The sequence below is a fragment of the Pseudomonas sp. SWRI99 genome (assembly GCF_014270125.1).
GTDB lineage: Bacteria > Pseudomonadota > Gammaproteobacteria > Pseudomonadales > Pseudomonadaceae > Aquipseudomonas > Aquipseudomonas hamedanensis.
In genome coordinates, this window is the sequence record NZ_JABWQR010000047.1 from 1 (window position 1) to 24,279 (window position 24,279).

Sequence of the window (24,279 nt, forward strand, 5' to 3'; positions counted from 1 at the left end):
TGCACTCGACAGGATTCGAACCTGTGACCGCTCGGTTCGTAGCCGAGTACTCTATCCAGCTGAGCTACGAGTGCATTGTGTGTTTTTAGACCAGATCACCACTGGTTGAAGCCAGTTATTTACATTGCTGCAACTAACTTTAAATGGTGCACTCGACAGGATTCGAACCTGTGACCGCTCGGTTCGTAGCCGAGTACTCTATCCAGCTGAGCTACGAGTGCATTTGTTGCCGCGCATTATAGGCCGTCTAATCTCTATGCCAACCACTTTTTCTAATAATTTCAACAACTTACAGAAAAAGCCAGATTACGACGTACTAAGCAAATAATGGCGGAGAACGGGGGATTCGAACCCCCGACACCCTTTTGAGGTGTACTCCCTTAGCAGGGGAGCGCCTTCGGCCACTCGGCCAGCTCTCCGCAACACGGGGCGTATATTAACCAGCTTCTTCCCCGTTTGCAAACATAAAAATCGATAAAAATTAATGGCTTGGTTCTTCGTCCTTCTCTTTCTTTATACGCAGGTAAATTTCCTCACGGTGCACGGCAACCTCTTTCGGGGCGTTGACGCCGATACGCACTTGGTTTCCTTTAACGCCGAGCACGGTCACGGTGATTTCGCCATCACCGATAATCAGGCTTTCTGCGCACCGACGAGTCAGAATCAGCATACCTTTCTCCTCATGCATTTCAGTTCAGGGACAACAGTCTGCAAAAAAAAGGCACCCGACCTACAACCGGAGCGATCGTAGCCCTACATGCCTGAGTATTGACCAGCGCGAGCAAAAGAACAGTTCAGGGGCTCGCGCCATTCAAAAAATAAAGGGCGCGGTCAGACCGCGCCCTTCACAGAATTGGAATTACTCGCCCTGGCGGGCCGGAGCATCCAGTTCGAAAGCCGTGTGCAGGGCGCGCACGGCCAGTTCCAGGTATTTCTCTTCAATCACCACGGACACCTTGATTTCCGAGGTCGAGATCATCTGGATGTTGATGCTTTCCTTGGCCAGGGATTCGAACATACGGCTGGCCACGCCTGCGTGGGAACGCATGCCGACACCGACGATCGAGACCTTGGCAATCTTGGTATCGCCTACCACTTCCCTGGCACCGATCTCGCGAGCGGTGTTTTCCAGCACGGTCTGTGCGGCCTGGTAGTCGTTGCGGTGCACGGTGAAGGTGAAGTCGGTGGTGTTATCGTGCGCGACGTTCTGCACGATCATGTCGACTTCGATGTTCGCGGCACTGATCGGGCCGAGAATCTTGAACGCCACGCCCGGGGTGTCTGGCACGCCACGGATGGTCAGCTTGGCTTCATCGCGATTGAAAGCGATGCCGGAAATGATCGGCTGTTCCATGGTTTCCTCTTCATCAATAGTAATGAGGGTGCCCGGACCCTCCTTGAAGCTGTGCAGTACGCGCAGCGGAACGTTGTACTTGCCGGCGAATTCCACCGCGCGAATTTGCAAGACCTTGGAACCGAGGCTGGCCATTTCCAGCATCTCTTCGAAGGTGATCTTGTCCAGACGCTGAGCGACCGGCACGACACGCGGGTCGGTGGTGTAGACACCATCGACGTCGGTGTAGATCTGGCATTCATCCGCCTTCAGTGCTGCGGCCAGGGCCACACCTGTCGTATCGGAACCGCCACGCCCGAGGGTGGTGATATTGCCGTGCTCGTCGACGCCCTGGAAACCGGCGACAACCACCACGCGTCCGGCTTTCAGATCACCTCGGATTTTCTGGTCATCAATCTGCAGGATACGCGCTTTATTGTGGGCACTGTCCGTCAGGATCCGCACCTGATTACCGGTGTACGACACCGCCGGCACACCGCGCTTGATCAGCGCCATGGCCAACAGGGCAATCGTCACCTGCTCACCGGTGGAAACGATCACGTCCAGTTCACGTGGAACCGGTTGCGCCTCGCCACTGATTTGCTTGGCCAGATCGATCAGACGGTTGGTTTCGCCGCTCATTGCAGACAGCACAACCACCAGGTCATCGCCGGCATCGCGGAATTTCTTAACCTTGTCGGCGACCTGCTCGATTCTCTCGACAGTGCCGACCGAGGTGCCTCCAAATTTCTGTACGATCAAAGCCATTTCAAAGCCGCCTCTGCCCATGAAGGGCGCCCAATAATCTTCGAACAGCCGCCGGATCCGCCACTAGACTGCGGTCCCGGCGTGCCGTCTTATAAACCCTGCTCGACGAATGGAACGGTCAGCGCCAGCGCGCCATCCAGCGCGGCGGCATCAACCCCGCCACCTTGCGCCATGTCCGGACGACCACCGCCCTTCCCGCCCACTGCCGCAGCAGCCTGTTTCATCAAATCACCGGCTTTGAGTTGGCCAGTCAGGTCCTTGGTTACGCCTGCAACCAGTACGACCTTTTCCTCATGGACACTGCCGAGCAGGATCACTGCGCGGCCGAGTTTGTTTTTCAGTTGATCGACCAGCGCCAGCAGCGCCTTGCCATCCTGACCATCCAGACGGGCGGCCAGCACCTTCACATCCTTGACGTCCACCGCCGAGGCCGACAGATCGTCGCCCGCAGCGCTGGCTGCCTTGGCTTGCAACTGCTCGAGTTGTTTCTCCAGCAGACGGTTGCGCTCCAGCACGGCCGAGAGCTTGTCGATCAGGTTGTCGCGGCTACCCTTGACCAGGCTGGCCGCTTCCTTGAGTTGTTCTTCGGCAGCGTTCAAGTAAGCCAGTGCTTGCGCCCCGGTGACTGCCTCGATACGACGCACGCCCGAGGCCACACCGCCTTCGCTGATGATTTTCAGCAGGCCGATGTCGCCGGTACGGTTGGCGTGGATACCGCCGCACAGTTCGACGGAGAAATCGCCGCCCATGCTCAGCACGCGCACGCTGTCGCCGTACTTCTCGCCGAACAGCGCCATCGCGCCTTTGTTCTTCGCGGTCTCGATGTCGGTTTCTTCGGTTTCAACCGCGGAGTTCTTGCGGATCTCGGCGTTGACGATGTCTTCCAGTTGCTTGATCTGTTCCGGCTTGATCGCTTCGAAGTGGCTGAAGTCGAAACGCAGGCGCTGACTGTCGACCAGCGAGCCTTTCTGCTGCACGTGTTCGCCCAGCACCTGACGCAAGGCTGCATGCAGCAAGTGGGTGGCCGAGTGGTTCAGCGCGGTGGCGTGACGCACTTCAGCGTCGACATGGGTTTCCACCGGCGCGCCAATGATCAGGCTGCCCGAAGCCAGCACGCCGTGGTGCAGGAACGCGCCGCCGGTCTTGGTGGTGTCGCGCACGTCGAAACGGCTGTTGCCGGCCTGAATGAAACCGCAGTCGCCGATCTGACCGCCAGACTCGGCGTAGAACGGGGTCTGATTGAGGACGATCACGCCCTCCTGGCCTTCGCTCAGAACGTCTACCGACTGGCCATCCTTATAGATGGCGACGATTTTCGCCGAACCGCTAGTGGCCGCGTAACCGGTGAATTCGGTGGCGACATCAACCTTGACCAGGGTGTTGTAGTCCAGACCGAACGAGCTGGCCGAACGCGCGCGAACACGCTGGGCTTCCATCTCGCGCTCAAAGCCAACTTCGTCGACGGTCAGGCCGCGTTCGCGGGCGATGTCGGCGGTCAGGTCCATCGGAAAACCGTAAGTGTCGTAGAGTTTGAACACCACATCGCCCGGCACCACGGTGCCTTTGAGCTCGGCCAGATCCTGTTCGAGGATTTTCAAGCCGTGTTCCAGTGTCTTGGAGAACTGCTCTTCTTCGGCCTTGAGCACGCGCTCGATGTTGCTCTGCTGCTTTTTCAGCTCCGGGAAAGCTTCGCCCATCTCGGCGACCAGCGCCGCGACGATCTTGTAGAAGAAGCTGCCGGTGGCGCCCAGTTTGTTGCCATGACGGCAGGCGCGACGAATGATCCGGCGCAGCACATAACCGCGACCCTCGTTGGACGGCAGCACGCCGTCGGCGATGAGGAAACCGCAGGAACGGATGTGATCGGACACCACTTTCAAGGAAGACTGATCGCCGTTTTCGCAGCCGATCGCTTCGGCCGAAGCCTTCAGCAGGTTCTTGAACAGGTCGATGTCGTAGTTGGAGTTGACGTGCTGCATCACCGCACTGATCCGCTCCAGGCCCATGCCGGTGTCCACCGACGGCGCTGGCAACGGATGCAACACGCCATCGGCGGTGCGGTTGAACTGCATGAACACGTTGTTCCAGATTTCGATGTAACGGTCGCCGTCTTCTTCCGGCGAGCCCGGCGGGCCGCCCCAGATGTGTTCGCCGTGATCATAGAAAATCTCGGTGCACGGGCCGCACGGGCCGGTATCGCCCATGGTCCAGAAGTTGTCGGAAGCGTAAGGCGCACCCTTGTTGTCGCCGATGCGAATCATGCGCTCGGCCGGGACACCAATCTTTTGCGTCCAGATGTCATACGCTTCGTCGTCGGTAGCGTAGACAGTGACCCAGAGTTTTTCCTTTGGCAGTTTCAGTACGCCAGTGAGGAAGGTCCAGGCGAAGGTGATCGCGTCGTGCTTGAAGTAGTCGCCGAAGCTGAAGTTACCGAGCATTTCGAAGAACGTGTGGTGACGCGCGGTATAACCGACGTTTTCCAGGTCACTGTTCTTGCCGCCGGCACGCACGCATTTCTGGCTGCTGGTGGCACGGGTGTATGCACGTTTTTCCTGGCCCAGGAAGCAGTCCTTGAACTGGTTCATCCCCGCGTTGGTGAACAGCAGGGTGGGGTCGTTGCCCGGAATCAAAGAGCTGGAGGCTACACGGGTGTGGCCTTGCTCTTCGAAGAAGCGAAGGAAGGCTTCACGGATTTCTGCGCTTTTCATTAGGTTCTTCCACGGAGGCTGCGGCCAAAGGCCTGTTCGAAACGTCTACAGACGAAGCGACGGCAAAGGGCCGCATTATATCGGCCCTGCGCGCGGGGTACAGCGTGTTTATACGATAGAAACGCTCAATTGGACGGCTGACGCTGTCACTGGCGCGAAAACTCGATAAATGTCGCAATCACTTGCTCGATTTTCGCGCGATTGACGTCCATGTGCGTGACCATGCGCAAACGCGCAGCGGCGCTGAGCTTGATTGCGCGTTCGCCGGCAAAGGCCTTGAGCGCTTCGGCCTTGTCGCCCATTTGCACATAAACCATGTTGGTTTGCACGGGTTCGACGACGAAACCGGCCTCACGCAGACCATCGGCCAAGCGCAGGGCATTAGCGTGGTCGTCGGCCAGACGCTCGACGTGGTGATCCAGCGCGTACAAGCCCGCCGCCGCCAGCAACCCGGCCTGACGCATGCCGCCGCCGACCATTTTGCGCAACCGGCGCGCCTTGCCGATCAGTTCGACTGAGCCACACAACACCGAACCGACCGGGGCACCAAGGCCTTTGGACAGGCACACCGACACCGAGTCGAAATACTGGGTGATCTCCCGCGCATCGACACCGAGCTTGACCGCCGCGTTGTACAACCGCGCGCCGTCCAGGTGCAATTGCAGGCCATGATCCTGGGTGAACCGTCGGGCACGCGCCAGATAGTCCAGCGGCAGCACCTTGCCTTGCATGGTGTTTTCCAGCGCCAGCAGGCGGCTGCGGGCGAAGTGAAAATCATTGGGTTTGATCGCTGCCGCCACCTGATCCAGGTCCAGCGAGCCGTCAGCCTGTACCTCCAGCGGCTGCGGCTGAATCGAACCGAGCACCGCCGCACCGCCCCCCTCGTACTTATAGGTGTGGGCCTGCTGACCGACGATGTATTCGTCGCCGCGCTCGCAATGCGCCATCAAGCCCAACAGGTTGCTCATGGTTCCGGTCGGCACGAACAGTGCGGCAGCGAAACCCAGGCGCTTGGCCAATTCGGCCTCCAGACGATTGACCGTCGGATCTTCGCCGTAAACGTCGTCACCGGTGTCCGCTGCGGTCATGGCATCGAGCATGGCGGGAGTCGGCTGGGTAACGGTGTCGCTGCGAAGATCGATAACGCTCATGAACCTGGCCTCTGGTCAGCAGGGGGAATCCCTTTGTGAAGGTCAATTACTGCGGTCATGAGCCGGATTATTCAAGCCTTTAATGAGAAAAGGCCACTTTACTCTTCAGGAAAGCGCAATCCATGTGGGAGCGGGCTTGCTCGCGAAGGCGGACTGCCAGCCAACATTTGCGTTGAAGGTTAAATCGCTATCGCGGGCAAGCCCGCTCCCACAGGTCCTGTATTTCGGTCGGCCGGTATTGAGTATGCAAGCGCTGAAAATCTGTGTTAAAAACGCAGCGCCGCCCGAGAAAGGGCGGCAAAAACGTTCTCAGGGCGGGGTGCAATTCCCCACCGGCGGTAATTGCGCGCAATACGCATAGCCCGCGAGCGCTTGGCGACGCACCCGGCATTGGTCGGTGAGCGGCGGCAAGGTCAGCAGACCCGGTGTGATTCCGGGGCCGACGGTCATAGTCCGGATGAAGAGAGAACGGGATTGACGCCAAAGGGCCGTCCGCGGGCATTCGTGCGTGCGTTCGTACCCTTGAATCCCTTTCGATTCATAACGCCCTGTTTTTCACACAAACAGGAGTCAGAACATGCAACCCACCGCTATCGACAGCAAAAGCAAACACCCGCAGGGCGAGCGCGTCGCGTTCATCCAGGCTTGCTGGCACAAGGAAATCGTCGACCAGAGCCGCAAAGGCTTCGTCGCCGAAATGCTCGCTCAGGGTTATCAGGAATCAGACATCGATTTCTTCGAAGTCGGCGGCGCCTTTGAAATGCCCTTGCACGCCAAACTGCTGGCCAAGACCGGTCGTTACGCCGGCATCGTTGCCGCAGCCCTGGTCGTGGATGGCGGCATCTACCGCCATGAGTTCGTCGCCCAATCGGTGGTCAGCGGCCTGATGCAGGTGCAGCTTGAAACCGAAGTGCCAGTGTTCTCGGTGTCGCTGACCCCGCATCACTTCCATGCGGGTGAAGAGCATCAGAAGTTCTTCTTCGAGCACTTTGTGCACAAGGGTCAGGAAGCGGCGCGGACTTGCGCGGATACGCTGCAGAAGATTCGCGCATTGCGGCGTACGGAGCCGCGGGCAGTGGCGGTCTGATTCTCACATGATCGTTCCCACGCGCAGCAAAGGAATGCCTCAATGGACGCTCTGCGTCCGCTGTTGGGACGCGGAGCGTCCCGGGCTGCATTCCCACGCGGAGCGTGGGAACGATCACAACCGGGGTCAGGCAAGGTTTTCGTCGGTGGTCGGGACAATCAGGATGCCAGCGCGCAAGCCGTTCTTGACCTTGGGGTTGGGGAAGATAATCCGCGCGCCCTGCTCTTCAATGACCCAGCGGGTGTTGGCGATGTCTTCGGCCAGCAGGTAACCGACGTCCAGCTCGGAAAAGTTCTCGATGTCCGCCGGTAGATTCAGGCGGAATGCATCGCTGTGCTTGATGATTTCCCGCGCGACGCTGAACAGCTGCAAGCCGTCCAAGCCTTCTTCAGTCTCCGGCTCGGTGCCTTCGATGATCTGCTTGAGACGGGTTTCCAGCAGCGAGACGTTGACGCCGTCGTTCTCCCCGAATGGCCGCGCCTTGCCCAGTTCCAGAGTGAAAGCCTCGGCGTCGAGCTTGTCATAAGTGTAGGAACTGAACACGATCGACGGTTTGTTCTGCAACAGCACCGCCTCCATGCCGGCCGCGCGCAGGCGCGCCAGTTCGCGGCGGGAATGCGGACGCCCTTCTTTCCACGGGTACAAGGCGAACTGCTCGATCTTCGAGCCGCGAATCGCCGTGTGCAGGTCGTAGTGCAAACGCTGGCGATCAGGCTTGCTGAAAAAACTCGCTGCCAGACGCTCCAGTTCACAGGCGCGTAAAGCTTCCGAACCACTGCTTTGTTCATGACGGCCGTTGAACAGCCGATTGACGTCCTGCTCGACGAAACGCTCGCCCTTGCGAATCGCTTCCGGGTTGCCGAACAGAAACAGAATGCGTGCGCGCGGCTTCAGATCACCGCGTGCGATGTCGTGCAGCAGTCGATCGAGCAACTCGATCGGTGCGGTTTCATTGCCGTGGATGCCTGCCGACAGCAGCAGGTCCAGGCCATTGTCGCGCGCTTCCGGGGGCCGGACTTCCAACGCCCCTTCGCTCAACCAGCGCATGCGCACGCCTTCGACAGTCAGTTGAGTCTTCTCCGCCGGTTCGCGGCCGGCGAGGGTCAGTTCAAGCAGTTTGCCGAGGGCGAGCATAGAGCGGTTTCCTTAATGGTCGTGGTTGCAATCCGGGCCGTGTACATGATCCTCGTCAGCGCCGAGGTCAGCCGGTTCCATTTCCAGTTGCAGACTTACCAGATTAGTCGCCAATGGGCGCAGCAGCAGGTTGGCGTACTCGTCGTCACCTTCCTCGACGTCCACGCCGATCAGCAACTGGCCGCGGCCATCCTGCTGAATCCACAGCTCTTTGCCTTGCCACATGACCGCGACGCGGGTGCAGGAGGTTTGCAGTTGCGTGCCGTCGGTGTCTTCAAGGATCAGCTGCAGGGAATCGCTCATGTTTTTACTCTCTTGGGGTGACACGCCGCGCGTCGCGTTCAAGCGGCGCGCCGGCCATCAATTGATCTGGAAAGGATAAACCGCGCCCAGTTTAAGGATTTGCGTCAGTTCATCCAATGCCGTCCGGCATTCAAGCAGCAACTGCGGATCCGTCAGATCGGTTTCGCTCAGGCGGTCGCGGTAGTGCTTTTCAACCCATGCGGTCAACGAACCGTACAACGGGGCGGTCATGATAACCCCTGGATTGACCGCCGCCAGTTCGGTTTCATTCAGCGCCACGCGCAGACGCAGGCACGCCGGGCCACCGCCGTTCTGCATGCTTTGCTTGAGATCGAAGACTTTTACTTCGCGGATCAGGCCGCCGGCGCTGGTCAGGCTTTGCAGGTAAGTCCACACACGTTCGTTGGCCTGGCACTCCTGCGGCACGATCAGCAGCATCGAGCCATCAGGACGCGACAGCAATTGGCTGTTGAACAGGTAGGAACGCACCGCGTCATCGACGGTGACTGCCGAACGTGGCACGCACACCGACTGGAAGTTACCGCCGACCTTGGCGAGCTTGCCTTGCAGCTCGGCGAGCATCTTGTCGGTCTCAAGGAACGCGTCCTCGTGATAGAACAGCACTTCACCGTTGCCCACGGCGATCACGTCGTTGTGGAACACGCCCTGATCGATCACATCGGGGTTCTGCTGCGCGTAGACCACGCCTTCGTCACGCAGACCGTGCAAACGCGCCACGGCTTGCGAGGCTTCGAGGGTCTGGCGCGCCGGGTATTTCTGCGGTGCCGGGAAACGGTTGTCGAACGCACTGCGGCCGAACACGAAGAACTCGACGCCCGCCTCGCCATACTCGCGGCAGAAACGCGTGTGGTTGGCCGCGCCCTCGTCGCCGAACTGCGCCACCGCCGGCAATGCGGCGTGATGGGCGAAGTGCTGCTGATTGGCGAACATTGCACCGAGCACGCGGCTGGTGGTCGGGTGCTCGATGCTGCGGTGGTATTTGCAGTTGAGGTTGGCGGCGGTGAAGTGCACGCGACTGTCGGCTGTGTCGGCACTCGGGCTGACCGTGGCGGCGTTGGCTACCCACATGCTCGACGCCGAGCAACTGGCGACCAGCAGCGGCATGGCTTCTTTGGCAGCGCGCTCGATCACTTGCGCATCAGTGCCGCTGAAGCCCAGACGGCGCAGCGCAGCCACGTCGGGACGCTCCTGCGGCGCCAGCACGCCTTGCTGGAAACCCATGTCCATTAGCGCTTTCATTTTCGCCAGGCCTTGCAGCGCCGCTTCCTTCGGGTTCGAGGATTGCTGGCTGTTGCTCTGCGAGGCGACGTTGCCGTAGGACAGACCACCGTAGTTATGGGTCGGCCCCACTAGACCGTCAAAATTGACTTCATAGGATTTCATCAGCGAGGCTCCACGAGAATCTGTTGTTATAGGCTTCAGTAACTATTCTTTGCGACCGCGGTGCGGCCATCGCTGGCAAGCCAGCTCCCACAGGATTGGCGGTGTTCACAGATTTTGTGGACGACTCAATCCCTGTGGGAGCTGGCTTGCCAGCGATAGGCATCACACCATTTTCAGGCCGGGGGTCAACGTAGCGGGCAACACCAGGCTCGGCGTTTCCAGCGACGCCACCGGGTATGCGCAGTAATCCGCCGCGTAGTAGGCGCTGGCGCGATGGTTGCCCGAGGCACCGACGCCACCGAACGGCGCGCTGCTCGCGGCGCCGGTCAGTTGCTTGTTCCAGTTGACGATGCCGGCGCGGCTTTCCAGCCAGAACTGTTGATAGCGCGCTTCGGAATCCGAGAGCAAACCTGCGGCCAACCCATAAGCGGTGTTGTTGGCTTCAGTGATCGCCGCTGCGAAATCGGCGTAACGAATCACTTGTAGCAACGGCCCGAACAGTTCTTCGTCCGGCCGCTCGGCCACAGCGCTCACATCGAGAATGCCCGGCGTCAGCAAGGCCGATTGCGCTTGCGGCTGAGTCATTTCCAGCAGCGCCACCGCGCCGTTGGCCAGCAGTTGTTCCTGCGCATCCATCAGCGCTTTCGCCGCGCCCAGGGAGATCACCGAGCCCATGAACGGCGCCGGTTGTTGGTCGAATGCACCGACCTCAATCGCTGCACTGACTTCCACCAGACGCTTGAGCAGGCTGTCGCCCCACGCGCCCTGCGGCACCAGCAGACGGCGCGCACAGGTGCAGCGCTGGCCGGCGGAAATGAATGCCGACTGAATGATCGTGTACACCGCCGCGTCGAGGTCGGCGACCTGATCGACCACCAGCGGATTGTTGCCGCCCATCTCCAGCGCGAGGATCTTGTCCGGGCGCCCGGCGAATTGCTGATGCAGCTGATTGCCGGTGCGGCTGGAGCCGGTGAAGAACAGACCGTCGATACCCGGGTTCGCCGCCAGAGCGATACCGGTTTCGCGCGCGCCTTGCAGGAGGTTCAACACGCCTGCCGGCAGACCGGCTTCGATCCAGCACTTGACCGTCAGCTCGGCGACTTTCGGCGTCAGTTCGCTGGGCTTGAACAGCACGCTGTTACCGGCCAACAGCGCCGGGACGATATGACCGTTAGGGAGGTGACCGGGGAAGTTGTAAGGGCCGAACACCGCGACCACACCGTGCGGCTTGTGGCGCAACACGGCAGTGGCGTCGCCCAATGGACCGCTCTTCTCGCCGGTACGCTCGCGGTAGCTCTGCACCGAGATAGCGATCTTGTTGACCATGCTGGTCACTTCAGTCGCGGATTCCCACAACGGCTTGCCGGTTTCTTCACCGATGGTGCGAGCCAGCTCGTCAGCGTGGTTTTTCAGCGACGCGGCGAAGGCTTCAAGCACGCTGATGCGCTCGTCCAGCGTACGACGGGCCCAGCCCGGAAACGCCTGACGGGCAGCCTGCACCGCCGACTCGACCTGCGCGGCCGTAGCGCCCTCACCCGACCACAGCACTTGCTGAGTCACCGGATTCAGCGATTGAAAGGCTTCGCCCTGACCGGCCAGCCACTCACCTGCGATGTATAGCGAATTCATTATTTCGACTCCCGTGCTGCGGACAACGCCACGGCGCGCACTTGATCGCCGGCGTTGAGTTGAAGGCGTTTGGCGGTCTGCGGATCGACCACCAGCGTGCCGGCAGCCAGACGCGCAGGCGCTGCGGTGATGCGGCAATCTTCGCGCTTGCGGTTGTGGATGATGAACGGCGTGGCGTCATCGCCCGGCGTGCCCACCGCCAGCACCAGCGCTTCGCTGTCACGCACTGCGCGGATCTTGCTGGTTTCGCATTCGATGGCCGGACCTGCGTCGAAGATATCGACGTAACCCTGATAGCTGAAACCTTCGCTCTTGAGCATCGCCAGTGCCGGCTCGGTGTCCGGGTGCACCTGGCCAATGACGTTGCGCGCATCCGGCGAAAGGAAGCAGGTGTACAGCGGAAATTTCGGCATCAGTTCGGCGATGAACGCTTTGTTGCCAACGCCGGTCAGGTAGTCGGCCTGGCTGAACTCCATCTTGAAGAAGTGCCGACCGAGGCTCTCCCAGAACGGCGAACGCCCGGCGTCATCGGACACACCGCGCATCTCGGCGATGATCTTGTTGCCGAACAGTTCAGGGAACTCGGCGATGAACAGCATGCGCGCCTTGGACAACATGCGCCCGTTCAGGCCATTGCGGTAATCGGCGTGCAGGAACAGCGAGCACAGCTCGGAATTGCCGGTCAGGTCGTTGGCCAGAAACAGCGTCGGAATCTCGCGGTAGATGTTCAGCTCCTGCGAAGCACTGACGGTCAGGCCAACGCGGAAGTTGTACCACGGCTCACGCAGACCGACCGCGCCGGCAATGGCGGAAATCCCCACCACACGACCGTTGTCATCTTCGAGCACGAACAGGTAGTCCGCATCGCCACGCCCGGCTTCGCCGCGAAAGGTCTTCTCGGCCCAGCCGACCCGATGGGTCAGGCGCTCTTCGTTGGCCGGCAAGGTAGTCAGGCCGGTGCCGGTGCTGCGGGCCAGGTCGATCAGCGCGGATAAATCGCTGCTGCGTACGGGACGAACAATCATGCTATCTCCTCAAACGGGCCGCTCGCGCCACCCGTGAAACTCGCTAAGGCGTTAAACCGCCACCAGGCGCACGCTGGCACCTTCACCGACGCCCAGGGCTTCGGCCGCTTCCAGATCCAGAGTCACCGGTTTGCCCGGCGCGTAATCCAGTTCCAGCAACACCGCGCGGTAATCCTGCAACTGCGCGTTCGCCACCAGATACTGGCGCCCGGCACCTTTGACCGGCTCGCCGATCTTCACCGGCACCACGCGGCTCTGGGCGATCGAGCGGATCCCGGAAACCCGTGCGTGCAGGGTCGGGCCACCGTCGAAGATGTCGATGTAATGATCGGTCTCGAAGCCTTCGCGCATCAGGATGTCGAAGGTGATCTGCGCACGCGGGTGCACCTGGCCCATCGCTTCTTGTGCGGAGTCCGGCAGCAGCGGCACGTAGATCGGGTAATGCGGCATCAGCTCGGCGAGAAACGTGCGGCTTTTCAGCCCGCACAGACGTTCGGCTTCGGCGTAGTTGAGGTCGAAGAAGTTGCGCCCGATAGCGTCCCAGAACGGCGAGTCGCCATTCTCGTCGCTGTAACCGACGATCTCGGTCACCACCGAATCGGCGAAGCGCTCCGGATGGCTGGCGACGAACAGCAGACGGCCACGGGAATTGAGCTCGGCCCAGGGCGATCCGACCAGTTCGCGCTGCACGTAGAAACTGGTCAGCAAGCTGTTGCCGGTCAAGTCGTGGCACTGCGAGAGTACGTGGATCTTGTTGTGAATCTTCAGCTCGCGAGAGGCGTGAACGAAGGTCTCGTTACGGAAGCTGTAAAACGGCTCCGAATAACCGGCCGAAGCGACAATGGCCGAGCAGCCGACCAGCTTGCCGGTGGCCGTGTCTTCCAGGACAAAGAAATAGCTCTCTTCACCGTTGAAGCTCACTTCGGCGGCGAACGACGCTTCGCTCGCGGCGATCTTGTCGCTAAGACGTTCCACGTCATCCGGCAAGGAAGTGACACCAATCGGGCTGTCCGCAGCCAGACGCTGTACCTCGCCCAGATCAGCCATTTGCGCGGGGCGCATCACCAGCATGGTGTCACTCCTTTTCTCTTCAAAAAATCACAGAAAAAACACCGGACCTTGTAGGAGTGAGCCTGCTCGCGATAGCGGTGTATCAGACACATCAATGTCGACTGATACACCGCTATCGCGAGCAGGCTCACTCCTACAGTTGAACGTGCCCGGTATCAAAATTTTGATCGACGCCTGAAAAACTCCAGGCGTCGATGGGTCCATCAAGCTTGCGTCAGTGCAGCAGCGGCACGTTCGAAGCGGTCGAGACCTGCATCGATATCGGCGTCTTCGACCACCAGGCTCGGGGCGAAACGGATCACGTCCGGACCGGCTTGCAGAATCATCAGGCCTTCCTGTTCGGCAGCGTTGAAGATTTCCTTGGCCTTGCCTTTCCAGGCTTCGCTCAGCACGCAGCCGATCAGCAGGCCGAGGCCACGGACCTGAGTGAACAGGCCGTACTTCTCGCCGATCTGTTGCAGGCGGGTCTTGAACTTGTCGTGCTTGGCGTTCACGCCGTTCAACACTTCAGGGGTGTTGATCACGTCGATGACCGCTTCAGCCACCGCGCACGCCAGCGGGTTGCCGCCGTAGGTGGTGCCGTGGGTACCGACCACCAGATGTTTGGCCAGCGCTTCGGTGGTCAGCATCGCCGCGATCGGGAAACCGCCGCCCAGGCTCTTGGCGCTGGTCAGGATGTCCGGGGTCACGCCGTAATGCTGATAGGCGAACAGCTTGCCGCTGCGGCCCATGCCGGTCTGCACTTCGTCGAACACCAGCAGCGCGTCGTTCGCGTCGCACAGTTCGCGGGCACCTTGCAGGTAGGCCAGTTCGGCTGGCAGCACGCCGCCCTCGCCCTGGATCGGCTCGAGCACGACCGCGCAGGTCTTCTCGGACACCGCCGCTTTCAGCGCGGCCAGGTCGTTGTAGGGAACGTGGGTAATGCCGGTGATTTTCGGGCCGAAACCGTCGGAATACTTCGACTGGCCACCGACGTTGACGGTGAACAGGGTACGGCCGTGGAAGCTGTTGAGCGCGGCGATGATCTCGTATTTTTCAGTGCCGAAACGGTCGAACGCGACGCGACGGGCCAGCTTGAACGCGGCCTCGTTGGCTTCAGCGCCCGAGTTGCAGAAGAACACGCGCTCGGCGAATGTGGCATCGATCAGCTTATGCGCCAGGCGCAGGGCCGGCTCATTGGTGAACACGTTGGACACGTGCCACAGCTTGTTCGCCTGTTCGGTCAGTGCGCCGACCAGCGCCGGGTGCGCATGGCCCAGTACGTTGACGGCAATCCCGCCAGCGAAGTCGATCAGCTCGCGGCCGGCCTGATCCCAGACCCGGGACCCGGCGCCACGCACCGGAATGAAAGCGGCAGGCGCGTAGTTGGGAACCATTACCTGGTCGAAATCGGCGCGTTGTACCGCAGCGTGCTCAACGGACATCGGAGTCTCCTGATGAGGGCCACCCGCCTGAAACTGGCGAGCGATGGGGGGATTGTAAGGACAGTTTTGCGCCCGGCCTTGTCGCCAAGCGACAACTTGTTATAGCGCAAACCCCGGATTTTCCCGGGTTTACGGCAATGCGACATATAGCGTCGCAAAGGCGCAGTTTAAACTGCCGTCGCCGGTTTGCGGCAGGCTTTGGAAGATATCAATTGGCGGGCGCGGCACTGGCATACATATGTACCGCACGGGCGCGGCAACATTGTGATTTGCTGGATGCTTTCCCAACGCCAAGGACTGGCCCATGCAATCGATTGACCGAACTCAATCAAGCAACGACTCCGCCAACGGGCACCAGCCTGACATTCACTATCTGCACTGGCAGCTCAGCCTTCCGGCATGGCTGGGCAAATCCTCCAACGCCCGGCGCCAGGCATTGAAAGGAACCCGGCCTGCGCTCCCGCTCAAGCTGCAATCGGTTTCGCCGAGCCGGCTTGCACAGCTGACCACGCTGAACACCGGCCACTTGAATGCGCAGAACGAGGTCGACCAACTGCTGGCGCAATTTCGGGACGTCAACGCCTTTGCCGAGCCGCTGCTCAAGGCCGAGATCAAAGCCCGCTTCGATCTTGATCTGGACGTCAAATCGACCTTCCTGCGCCTGTATGTTCCGCAGACTGCGGCGATATTTCCGGTCAAGACCGGGGCCCGCACCTGGACACTGTCGCTGCTCGACGCGGCGCTGCACAACTTCGAGGAAAAGGAGACTCGCGAAAACGCCTTTGAAGCCCCGTCGACGTTTATCACCGAACCCTCGGCCAGCGGACAGTTCGACACGCTGCCCTGGGTGAAGGCCAAAATAAGTATCGAAGCCTTCACCGCAATGTGCCGGGAGCTGGACATCGGTGCGCAGTACAAAAGATATCTGGACGAACACCTCGGCATTACCGACGCCGAGAAAGGCGCTGCCCTGCGTAAACAAGTCGACAAAAACCAGAAAGCCGCGCTCAAGGCCGCGTTGCATTTCGCCAGGATCAACGGGGACATCAGTGCCACTTACTTTCGCACCATCAATGCGCTGATCGATGGCGTGCCGAATCTGCGCATCGCCAGGCAACCCGTGTCGTGTCACGCTTTGACGATGATGTCCGCACCGCTCACCGGCCCCATCATATTCGGCCCCGGACCGGATACCGCGGACGAATCAGGCAGCCTGGCGCGCATCGTCGCCTACGTGCCTGACGATCCGCAGCATCCGGTCAAGGAGTACGCCTCCTCGGCCGACTTTGAAAAGGCGCTCACCGACCAGTTGCGCTCGGCCGATTACCGCAAATTTTTCAGCCGCTTCATCAATCACGAACAGCGCGGCGCGTTCTTTGCCGCCCTCAACGCTCGTCTCGGACGGGTGAAGTGGCATGAACCGGTGCGTGGCAGTTCAGAGCCGGTCTGGCGCGACGAGCCATTCGACAAGACCGATCTGCAGCTGTACTCGACCCCGATCAGCAATGATCTGTGGCAACACCTGTACGAAAGCAAACTGGACAAGATCCTCAACGACGCCCGGGTCATCGCCGTGGCGACGGCCAGTGTGGACACGAAAACCCGCTGGGCGCTTTGGGACTCACTTGTCGGCATCGCCTCAACCATCCTGCAGGCCGCCGCGTTTGTCATTGCGCCGTTCGTGCCGGTGCTCGGGGAAATGATGATGGCGTACATGGCGTATCAGTTTCTCGACGAAGTGTTCGAAGGCATCGTCGAGTGGGCGCAAGGGCAGACCGCTGAGGCGATCCAGCACCTGATCGGCACCGTTGATTCGCTGCTGCAACTGGGCATGTTTGCCGTCGGCGGTGCGATTGCCGTGGGTGAATTTCGCAAAGTCCTGCCCAAAGAAGTGGTCGCGTTCATCGACCGTTTCAAACCGGTCAGACTGGACAACGGGCAAACCCGCTATTGGGATGCGGACCTGAGCCGTTATCAGCAAAAGTCCCTGCCACCCGCAGGCTCGAAACCGTCGAAACTGGGTTTGCATGAGGTTCAGGGCAAACAGATCTTGCCGCTGGAGGATGCGCACTACGCCGTGCGCCAATCCGTGACACCCGGCCAATACCGCATCGAACACCCGACCCGCCCAAACGCCTACAAACCGGTGGTGCGGCACAACGGCGACGGCGCCTGGCACACGGAGCTCGAAACGCCGCTGCAATGGGACAAGGCAACCACGCTGCGCCGCACCAGCCATGAGATGGAAGCCTTCACCCCGGCGCAACGCGAACAGATCCTGCACGTCAGCGGCTACAACGAAAACGCACTGCGCAAAATGCATGTCGATCGGGAACCGATGCCGCCGCTGCTGGCCGACAGCATCACGCGCTGGCGGATCGATCGGGATCTGCAAGTGTTCATCGACCAACTGGCGAGCGATCAGCCCGAACAGTATTGCGCTGCCGACCCGGCAACCCAGTTGCAACTGCTTGCCGAACATGGCCGCTGGCCCGCCAACCAACGTCTGCGTCTGCTCGATGCCGAGGGCGCAACCGTGTGGCAATCGTCCAGTGACGAAACCTTGCCGCTCACCGACCTGCGCCAGGACAACCTGTTCGAGGGCGACCTGCTCAAGACCCTGCTGCGCAGCCTCGACGAAGCGCAAGCCAAAGCCCTGCTCGGCGAAGACTTCGGCGACCCCGAACTGTCGCTGCAAGCGCGCAGCCGCAAGCTGCGCGCACAGCTGCTGCAACTGGGCAAGGCACAACGTGGTGCGCTGTTCGAAGCGCGCTATCAGGCCGAAACCCAAGTCGACGATCCCCTGCACACCGCGCTGGCCCAGTACGATCCGGCACTGCCGCCGCGCGTCACCCAGGAAGTGCTCGACACCACCAGCAGCGACGAGCTGCTGCAAATCAGCGAGGGCCAGTTGCCCCCGCGCCAGCAAGCGCTGATGGACATGGCCAGTGAGGAGGTGCGCGTCGCCCGAGCGTATGAAGGTCTGCTGCTGGACTCGGTGAACAATCCCGACACCGACACTCTGGCACTGCACAGCCTGAGGAACGTGCCAGGCTGGAGCGGTGACGTACGCCTGGAAATCCGTGACGGAAGGTATGAGGGCAGGATGCTCGACAGTACCGGCCGTGCAGACGCACCAGAACAAAAAGTGCTGGTGCGCCAGAGCGATGGCCGCTATCAGCCGTTCGATGATCGCGGCCAGCAATTGCATTCGGCCACGGATCTGTATTCCGGCATTCTTTACGCCCTGCCGGACGCTGAGCGCCAGGCCCTGGACATCGGAATCGGCGAGGCCGCCAAGCTTAAAAACGCGATCCGCGCCCAACCCCTTGAGCGCAGTGAATTGCGCTTGGCGATTGCTCTGGAGCCGGTGCCGGAGCCGACGGTCGACACACTGCGCCTGCTGGGCCGCGAAGGCTACAGGCAGATGGAGCCCTTCGTTGACGCACCTTCACTTCCAGAACCGACCCGTGCCGCGCGGGTCCAGGAGATTTTACGCGGTTTCAGTATCGAAGAAGCCCGGGCCTTTGCGACCCGGTTCACCCAAGTCCCGCGAGGTCTGACCAACGAGCTTGCGCGCCTGCGCAGCGAGTTCAGCGAAATGAGCGCAACTTTGCGGCGCTGGGAAACCGATATCCCGGTCACCGACCCACACACCCGGCGGCGGCTGACGCCCACGGAACGTCGTGCCGCCCAGCGCAGCCGCGCCGCCCTCAGGGACGTACTGGAACGCTGCTGGCGCCGGGAAACCCGCGACGTCTATGGTTATGCGCTACAGATTCGCGACCCGATTACCGGTGATCTGCCTGCGCTGCGCGCCGACTTCAGCCATGTCAGATCCCTGGTGATCGATGGCAGCGTCAGTACCCGTGCCATCGATCCGTTTTTGCAGAGGTTTCCACAGCTGATATCGGTCGAAGCGCGCAATCTTCACCTGCCGGACTTGCCCCAAGCCCTGGCGTCGATGCCGGCACTGCGGCGTCTGGTCATTCGTAACAGCCGCATCACCATGAGTCCCGCGAACCGCTCGCTCCTGGAGTCACTGCCACAGTTGTCCTTTCTGGACCTTGCGCGCAACCCGCTCGGCGGGCCGCTAGATATTCACAAGCTGCCGGCATTGGGTTACCTCAACCTCGATAACACCGGCATCAGCGTCCTTCCGGATCGCTTGCTGGAGCATCCGGGATTAGTCACCGGGCGCTTCGCTGGTAACCAGATCAGGGAGATTCCCGAGGCGTTTTCCAACCTGAACGGCACCCTCGCCGACGGTTTCAGTCTTGCGGGCAATCCACTGTCCCCGACCAGCCGGGATCTGATCAAAAACTACTATCGGCGGACCCACAAGCACTTCGAGGTATTGCCTGAACAAACGGATATCGATCAAGCGATCACCCTCTTCCCTTCACTGAGCGTTGATGACGCGGTCGAGGTGATTTACCAGTTGCCCGGTTCACTGGCGCAAGGGCGTGCGCAATTTTCCGCCTGGGAAACCGAATTCAGCCGGTTGCAAAGCGATCTGGCGGACTGGATCAGGGACGTCCCGCAACACGCTCCGGCGACCGGTGAGCCGTTGAACATCAATGAGCAGACCAGTGAGCTGCTTGCCAGGGCGGCGTTCAGCGATAAATTGCAAAGCTTCTGGCGCGAAAGATGGTCGTTCCCCCCTTTCACCAGAAGCATCGCTCTGGAGGCGACGCTCGGTTTCATGGGGGGCATGCCGCTACTCGATGCGGACTTCGGTCATGTCTTGAATCTGACACTACGTGGCAATAAAAACGTTTCGGGCATGCTGGCGTTCCTGCAACGTTTTCAGAACCTGACGCTGCTGGAGCTGCGCCGCCTTGACCTCGACCCGGGCACCCTGTCCATTCTCGATCTGCCCGAGCTGCACACGCTGAAGCTGAACGATTGCGGCGTGGTGATGACGCCGGAAAACGAGGCCAGACTCCTGTCAATGACCAACCTGACCATACTGGACCTGAGCAACAATCCGCTGGGGACGTTTCCCGATTTCAATCTGCTGCCCGAACTGAGCCATATCGATTTGTCCAACACGGGCCTGGCGCACGTGCCAGCGGGCCTGGCGGACCATTCCGGGCTGGAAGTCGCCAATTTCAGCGGCAACCTGATCAGCACACTGCCCGACGTCTTGTTCGAACTGCCGGCCACCCGCGCCAACGGCATGGATTTCGCTGACAACCCGCTGAATGCGGCGATGCGCGACCGGATCAAAAGCTACCACAGCCAGACCGGGCAGGACTTCGACGTACTGGCCGACCCGGCAGACATCGCCCTCGCCCGGCAGTTGTTTCCCAGCCTGGACAAAGTCACCGCCACCGATCTGATCTACACGCTCCCCGGCAGCCTTGCCGACAGCCGTACTCAACTGATGGGCTGGCACGAAGAACTGCGCGACTTGCAGGCCGATCTGGACATATGGGCCGATCAGGTACCCACTCACCACCCGGTGATCGGCGCGACGCTCAGCGCTGCCGAAATGCAGGCCAACCGCGCCTCGCGAGCGGATTTCGCGCAACAACTGGTGAGTTTCTGGCGCAGCCTCTCGGCCGACGCCGATGCACGCGATGATGTTTTCGAGGCGACCCTGACGTTCCAGGGCGATCTGCCTGTGCTCCGTGCCAATTTCGATCACGTGGCCCGAATCACCCTGCGCGGCAATCCAGACGCTACCGCAGTGGGCGCCTTTGTCGGGCAATTCCCGTATGTGGACATCGTGCAACTGCACGACTTCGCCCTCGGCGAAATACCGCAGACCCTCTCCAGCCTGCCGGAACTCAAGGACCTCACCCTGGCCAACTGCAACCTGACGCTGACAGCGCAAGGGCAATCGGTACTGGAGTCGTTGTCTGAACTGGAGCGCCTGGACCTGAGCCATAACGCGCTGGGCCAAGCTCCGGACATCGCCAACATGCCGCTGCTCAATGACCTGCGCCTGTCCGACACAGCAATCGACACGCTGCCCAACGGCATCGCCACGCACCCCAACCTGCGCACAGCAAATCTCGACGGCAATGCGATCACCGAACTGCCGGAAACCTTCTTCGCCCTGAACAGGGATCTCGCCGATGACACGGACCTGAGCAACAACCTCCTCCTGTCAGCGACGGCGCGCGATCGCATCAAAGCCTACTACCGCGATACCGGCCTGCACTTCGGCGTGGTGCCCGATCAGAGCGACATCAACCTGGCCTTATCGCTCTTTTCCGGATTGAACAATGGAGACGCCATCCGCATCATCTATGAACTGCCGGGAACACTCGCCAACAGCAACGCGCAACTGCTGCGCTGGCGCACCGAGTTCGCGCGGATGCACAGTGACCTGGACGCCTGGTCGCAGCGAGCATCGCTGTACGACCTTGATGGACAAGTCATGAGCATGGCTGAACGGACGATACAGCTCGGACACAGGAGAACGTTCAGTCAGCAAATCGAACAATTCTGGCGCAATCGATACCTCGATGGCCCCGACAATCCGATCACCGCCATGTTGTTCTACGGCGATTTGCCGGCGATAGAGGCAGACTTCAGTCACGTTACTCAATTTGCACTGACGGGAAACAAGGGATTAAAAGACGTTAACGCTTTTCTGCGCGGCTTCACCCGAGTCAGGGTGCTGGAGTTGCGCGACTTCGCCTTGGGTCGATTCCCCGAAAATATCGCCCCCAGCGTCGAAACACTGTTACTGAGCAACTGCGGCATGGTTTTCGATGAGACAGGCCAGGCTGCACTGTCCTCGTTGACGCAACTCGAATCGCTGGATCTGTACGACAATCCATTGCGCCACGCTCCGGACATCAGCTTGCTGCCGAACCTCAAATACATCGACCTCGCCAGCACCCAGATTGACCGGCTACCGACCGGGTTGACTGGGCACCCAAGGCTGAGGATCGCGATCTTGAGCTACAACAACATCACCGAACTACCGCAAGCCCTGTTCGAGCTGCCCGGCGATGTCAGTCTGGGTTTTGACTTGAGCAACAATCCGCTGTCGCCGACCGCACGCGACCTGATAAAAAACTATCGCCAAACCAAGGGCGGCGACTTCAGCGTTTCGATCGAGGCTGAGGACATCGAGCTGGCACACAGGCTATACCCCCGTTCGAGCCCGCAAAGCCTGAGCGACATTGTCTACAGTCTGCCCGGCACGCTGGCTGAGGGACGTGCGGAGCTGGTGCGCCGACAGACCGAGATTGCCACGCTATCCAGTGATCTCGACGCGTGGGCCAACCTCCCGCTCGACAACCTTACGGGCGAGCCGGTGCAGGGCCTCAGACTCGAGCGGGAGGCAGCCAACCGCCAACAGTTCAAAGAGCGTCTGGAGCAGTGCTGGCGGCGGATCGTCCCGGAGGGCGGGGCAGAGTCAGAATTTTCGTTCAATCTGCCTTTGCGGGGAGAACTACCTGCGCTGTCGGCGGATTTCGGCCATATCACGGTAGTGAAACTGATATGCAGCGACCTTGAAGTTGTTCCCCAACTCGGCCAACTCCTTGCTCACTTTTCCCATTTGCGATCGCTGACGATCCAGCGGTATCTGCTAGGGAACATCCCCGAGGTGGTCTTACGCATGACAGATCTGACAGCCCTCAGCCTGTCGGACTGCGGTATCACCCTCACCCCGCAAACCGTGAGCGCACTGGGTGGAATGAACAATCTAAGCAGCCTGACGTTGCGTGGCAGTTACCTCAAGCAGACACCCGACCTGCGCCACATGACGGCGCTGACCTGGCTCGACCTGAGCAGAACATTGCTGAAAGAACTCCCGCCAGGAATACTCGATCGCCCCTACTTGAGGTATGCCGATTTGTCTTATAACCACATCAGGGAACTGCCTGAGGAGCTGGCGAACCGGAAAAATACGCACTTCGTTTTTACCGGCAATGACCTTTCCGAAACCGCCAAGCAGATTCTGGCCGATCAGAACCTGGCAAGACTACGCGCAGGCGGTGGATTACCAGAATGGGCGGGACAAGCCGGCGAGGTTGAAGGCTCTGACTATTCCAATGCCGGCAGTCGTTCAGGCACACCGACCGTATCAACGGATTCTTCCGAAGAGTCCGACGGAGCCTAACCGCGCTCGGGTGGCACTGACGATAATTCAAACGGGCTGCTGCTGCGCCGCTGGTTGCGATCTTCCCGTGGCGTGGCACCGAAGAAGTTGCGGTAGGCGCTGGAGAAATGCGGCCCCGAAGAGAAGCCACAGGACAGGCCGATCTGGATGATCGACTTGCTGGTCTGCATCAACATCTGCCGGGCCTTGTTCAGGCGCAGTTCCAGGTAGTACTGGCTCGGCACACGGTTGAGGTACTGCTTGAAAATCCGCTCCAACTGCCGGCGAGACACGCACACGTGCTGGGCGATTTCGTCGGTGGTCAGCGGCTCTTCGATGTTGGCTTCCATCAGCAGCACCGCCTGGGTGAGCTTCGGATGGCTGGAGCCGAGGCGATTCTGCAACGGAATGCGTTGGCGCTCGCCACCCTCGCGGATACGTTCGACCACCAGTTCTTCCGACACGGCACCGGCCAGCTCCGCACCGTGATCGCGGGCCAACACAGCCAGCAGCAGATCAAGCACCGACATGCCACCACAGGCGGTCAGGCGATCGCGGTCCCAGTCGAACAGGTGGCTGGTCGCGATGACCTTGGGGAAACGCTCGGCGAAATCGTCCTGCCACCGCCAGTGCACGGCGGCGCGATAACCGTCGAGCAAACCGAGTTGCGCCAACGGATAAACACCGGCCGACAAACCGCCAATCACACAGCCGGCGCGCACCAGTTGCTTGAGCGCGCTGCTGAGTGCCGGCGCCAGCGTGGTCGGCGGCTCATCGGCGAGCAGGAACAGCTTCTGGAAATTTTCCAGTTTGCCGGCCCAAGGCTCACCGGGCAATTGCCAGGCGCCGTCGGCCGGCGGTTCGGCCTGCAGAAACGAAAGTTCGTAAACCACGTCCGGGTGCACCCGCTGCGCAACACGCAAGGCCTCCTCCGCCAGCGCCAGCGTCAACGCTTTAGTGCTGGGCCAAATCAGGAAACCAATTCGATGGGCAGTCATGGGCGGGCAATCCGAAACGAACAACGGTGATGAAGGCATGGGCCAATGCTAGCCCGGAAATGAACACAAATCCTGAAACCGGTGAAGATCAAATGTGGGAGCGAGCCTGCTCGCGAATGCGTCAGCCCATTCACTGCCAGATAAACAGAAAACACCCATCATGTTTAAACGGCGCG

14 protein-coding genes, 3 tRNA genes and 1 riboswitch are annotated in these 24,279 nt (G+C 60.5%); of the genes, 2 read left to right on the forward strand and 15 right to left on the reverse strand.

Annotated elements, in window-relative coordinates; genetic code table 11:
* From HU743_RS26025 to ltaE, 7 genes are all read right to left on the reverse strand, one after another.
* Window positions 1–74, reverse strand: a tRNA-Arg gene (locus tag HU743_RS26025).
* Window positions 75–144: 70 nt separating this feature from the next.
* A tRNA-Arg gene (locus tag HU743_RS26030) sits at window positions 145–221 on the reverse strand.
* A gap of 107 nt (window positions 222–328) precedes the next feature.
* A tRNA-Ser gene (locus tag HU743_RS26035) sits at window positions 329–419 on the reverse strand.
* Window positions 420–481: 62 nt separating this feature from the next.
* Complete coding sequence (gene csrA, locus HU743_RS26040; protein ID WP_002554426.1) at window positions 482–670, reverse strand: carbon storage regulator CsrA; 189 nt, start codon at window positions 668–670, stop codon at window positions 482–484.
* A gap of 189 nt (window positions 671–859) precedes the next feature.
* Window positions 860–2,101, reverse strand: a complete 1,242-nt coding sequence (locus HU743_RS26045) for an aspartate kinase (RefSeq protein WP_016773595.1) — start codon at window positions 2,099–2,101, stop codon at window positions 860–862.
* Window positions 2,102–2,190: 89 nt separating this feature from the next.
* A complete protein-coding gene (gene alaS / locus HU743_RS26050; RefSeq protein ID WP_186652144.1) occupies window positions 2,191–4,809 on the reverse strand; it encodes an alanine--tRNA ligase in 2,619 nt (872 codons plus the stop codon).
* 146 nt (window positions 4,810–4,955) lie between these two features.
* Entirely contained in the window at window positions 4,956–5,960 is a 1,005-nt protein-coding gene (ltaE, locus tag HU743_RS26055) for a low-specificity L-threonine aldolase (RefSeq protein ID WP_186652146.1), read from the reverse strand.
* A 301-nt stretch (window positions 5,961–6,261) separates the two neighbouring features.
* Window positions 6,262–6,434: riboswitch (FMN riboswitch) on the forward strand.
* A 103-nt stretch (window positions 6,435–6,537) separates the two neighbouring features.
* On the opposite strand from ltaE, the gene HU743_RS26060 reads away from it, so the two are divergent.
* Window positions 6,538–7,047, forward strand: coding sequence for a 6,7-dimethyl-8-ribityllumazine synthase (locus HU743_RS26060; protein WP_186652148.1), 510 nt, complete (start codon window positions 6,538–6,540; stop codon window positions 7,045–7,047).
* 126 nt (window positions 7,048–7,173) lie between these two features.
* Here HU743_RS26060 and astE read toward each other — a convergent pair whose 3' ends face one another.
* The 7 genes from astE to HU743_RS26095 form a co-directional block, all read right to left on the reverse strand.
* A complete protein-coding gene (astE, locus tag HU743_RS26065; RefSeq protein ID WP_186652150.1) occupies window positions 7,174–8,181 on the reverse strand; it encodes a succinylglutamate desuccinylase in 1,008 nt (335 codons plus the stop codon).
* A 12-nt stretch (window positions 8,182–8,193) separates the two neighbouring features.
* The gene (locus tag HU743_RS26070) at window positions 8,194–8,484 is read right to left on the reverse strand and encodes a topoisomerase II (protein ID WP_122612066.1); all 291 of its coding nucleotides are present in this window, start codon (window positions 8,482–8,484) and stop codon (window positions 8,194–8,196) included.
* 57 nt (window positions 8,485–8,541) lie between these two features.
* Complete coding sequence (gene astB, locus HU743_RS26075) at window positions 8,542–9,888, reverse strand: N-succinylarginine dihydrolase (RefSeq protein WP_186652152.1); 1,347 nt, start codon at window positions 9,886–9,888, stop codon at window positions 8,542–8,544.
* A 162-nt stretch (window positions 9,889–10,050) separates the two neighbouring features.
* Window positions 10,051–11,520, reverse strand: coding sequence for a succinylglutamate-semialdehyde dehydrogenase (gene astD, locus HU743_RS26080; RefSeq protein ID WP_186652158.1), 1,470 nt, complete (start codon window positions 11,518–11,520; stop codon window positions 10,051–10,053).
* Window positions 11,517–12,542, reverse strand: a complete 1,026-nt coding sequence (astA, locus tag HU743_RS26085; protein ID WP_186551455.1) for an arginine N-succinyltransferase — start codon at window positions 12,540–12,542, stop codon at window positions 11,517–11,519. Before astA ends, astD begins: the two co-directional genes overlap by 4 nt.
* Window positions 12,543–12,593: 51 nt before the next feature.
* A complete protein-coding gene (gene aruF / locus HU743_RS26090) occupies window positions 12,594–13,613 on the reverse strand; it encodes an arginine/ornithine succinyltransferase subunit alpha (protein ID WP_025112905.1) in 1,020 nt (339 codons plus the stop codon).
* 203 nt (window positions 13,614–13,816) lie between these two features.
* Window positions 13,817–15,037, reverse strand: a complete 1,221-nt coding sequence (locus HU743_RS26095; RefSeq protein WP_186652154.1) for an aspartate aminotransferase family protein — start codon at window positions 15,035–15,037, stop codon at window positions 13,817–13,819.
* 304 nt (window positions 15,038–15,341) lie between these two features.
* Here HU743_RS26095 and HU743_RS26100 point away from each other — a divergent pair, with 304 nt between their 5' ends.
* Window positions 15,342–23,126, forward strand: a complete 7,785-nt coding sequence (locus HU743_RS26100) for a DUF6543 domain-containing protein (RefSeq protein WP_186652156.1) — start codon at window positions 15,342–15,344, stop codon at window positions 23,124–23,126.
* Here HU743_RS26100 and argR read toward each other — a convergent pair.
* Window positions 23,123–24,103: a transcriptional regulator ArgR gene (argR, locus tag HU743_RS26105; RefSeq protein ID WP_186551459.1), complete on the reverse strand. Its 981-nt coding sequence runs from the start codon at window positions 24,101–24,103 to the stop codon at window positions 23,123–23,125. The genes HU743_RS26100 and argR overlap by 4 nt on opposite strands.
* Between the last annotated feature and the right edge of the window lie 176 nt (window positions 24,104–24,279).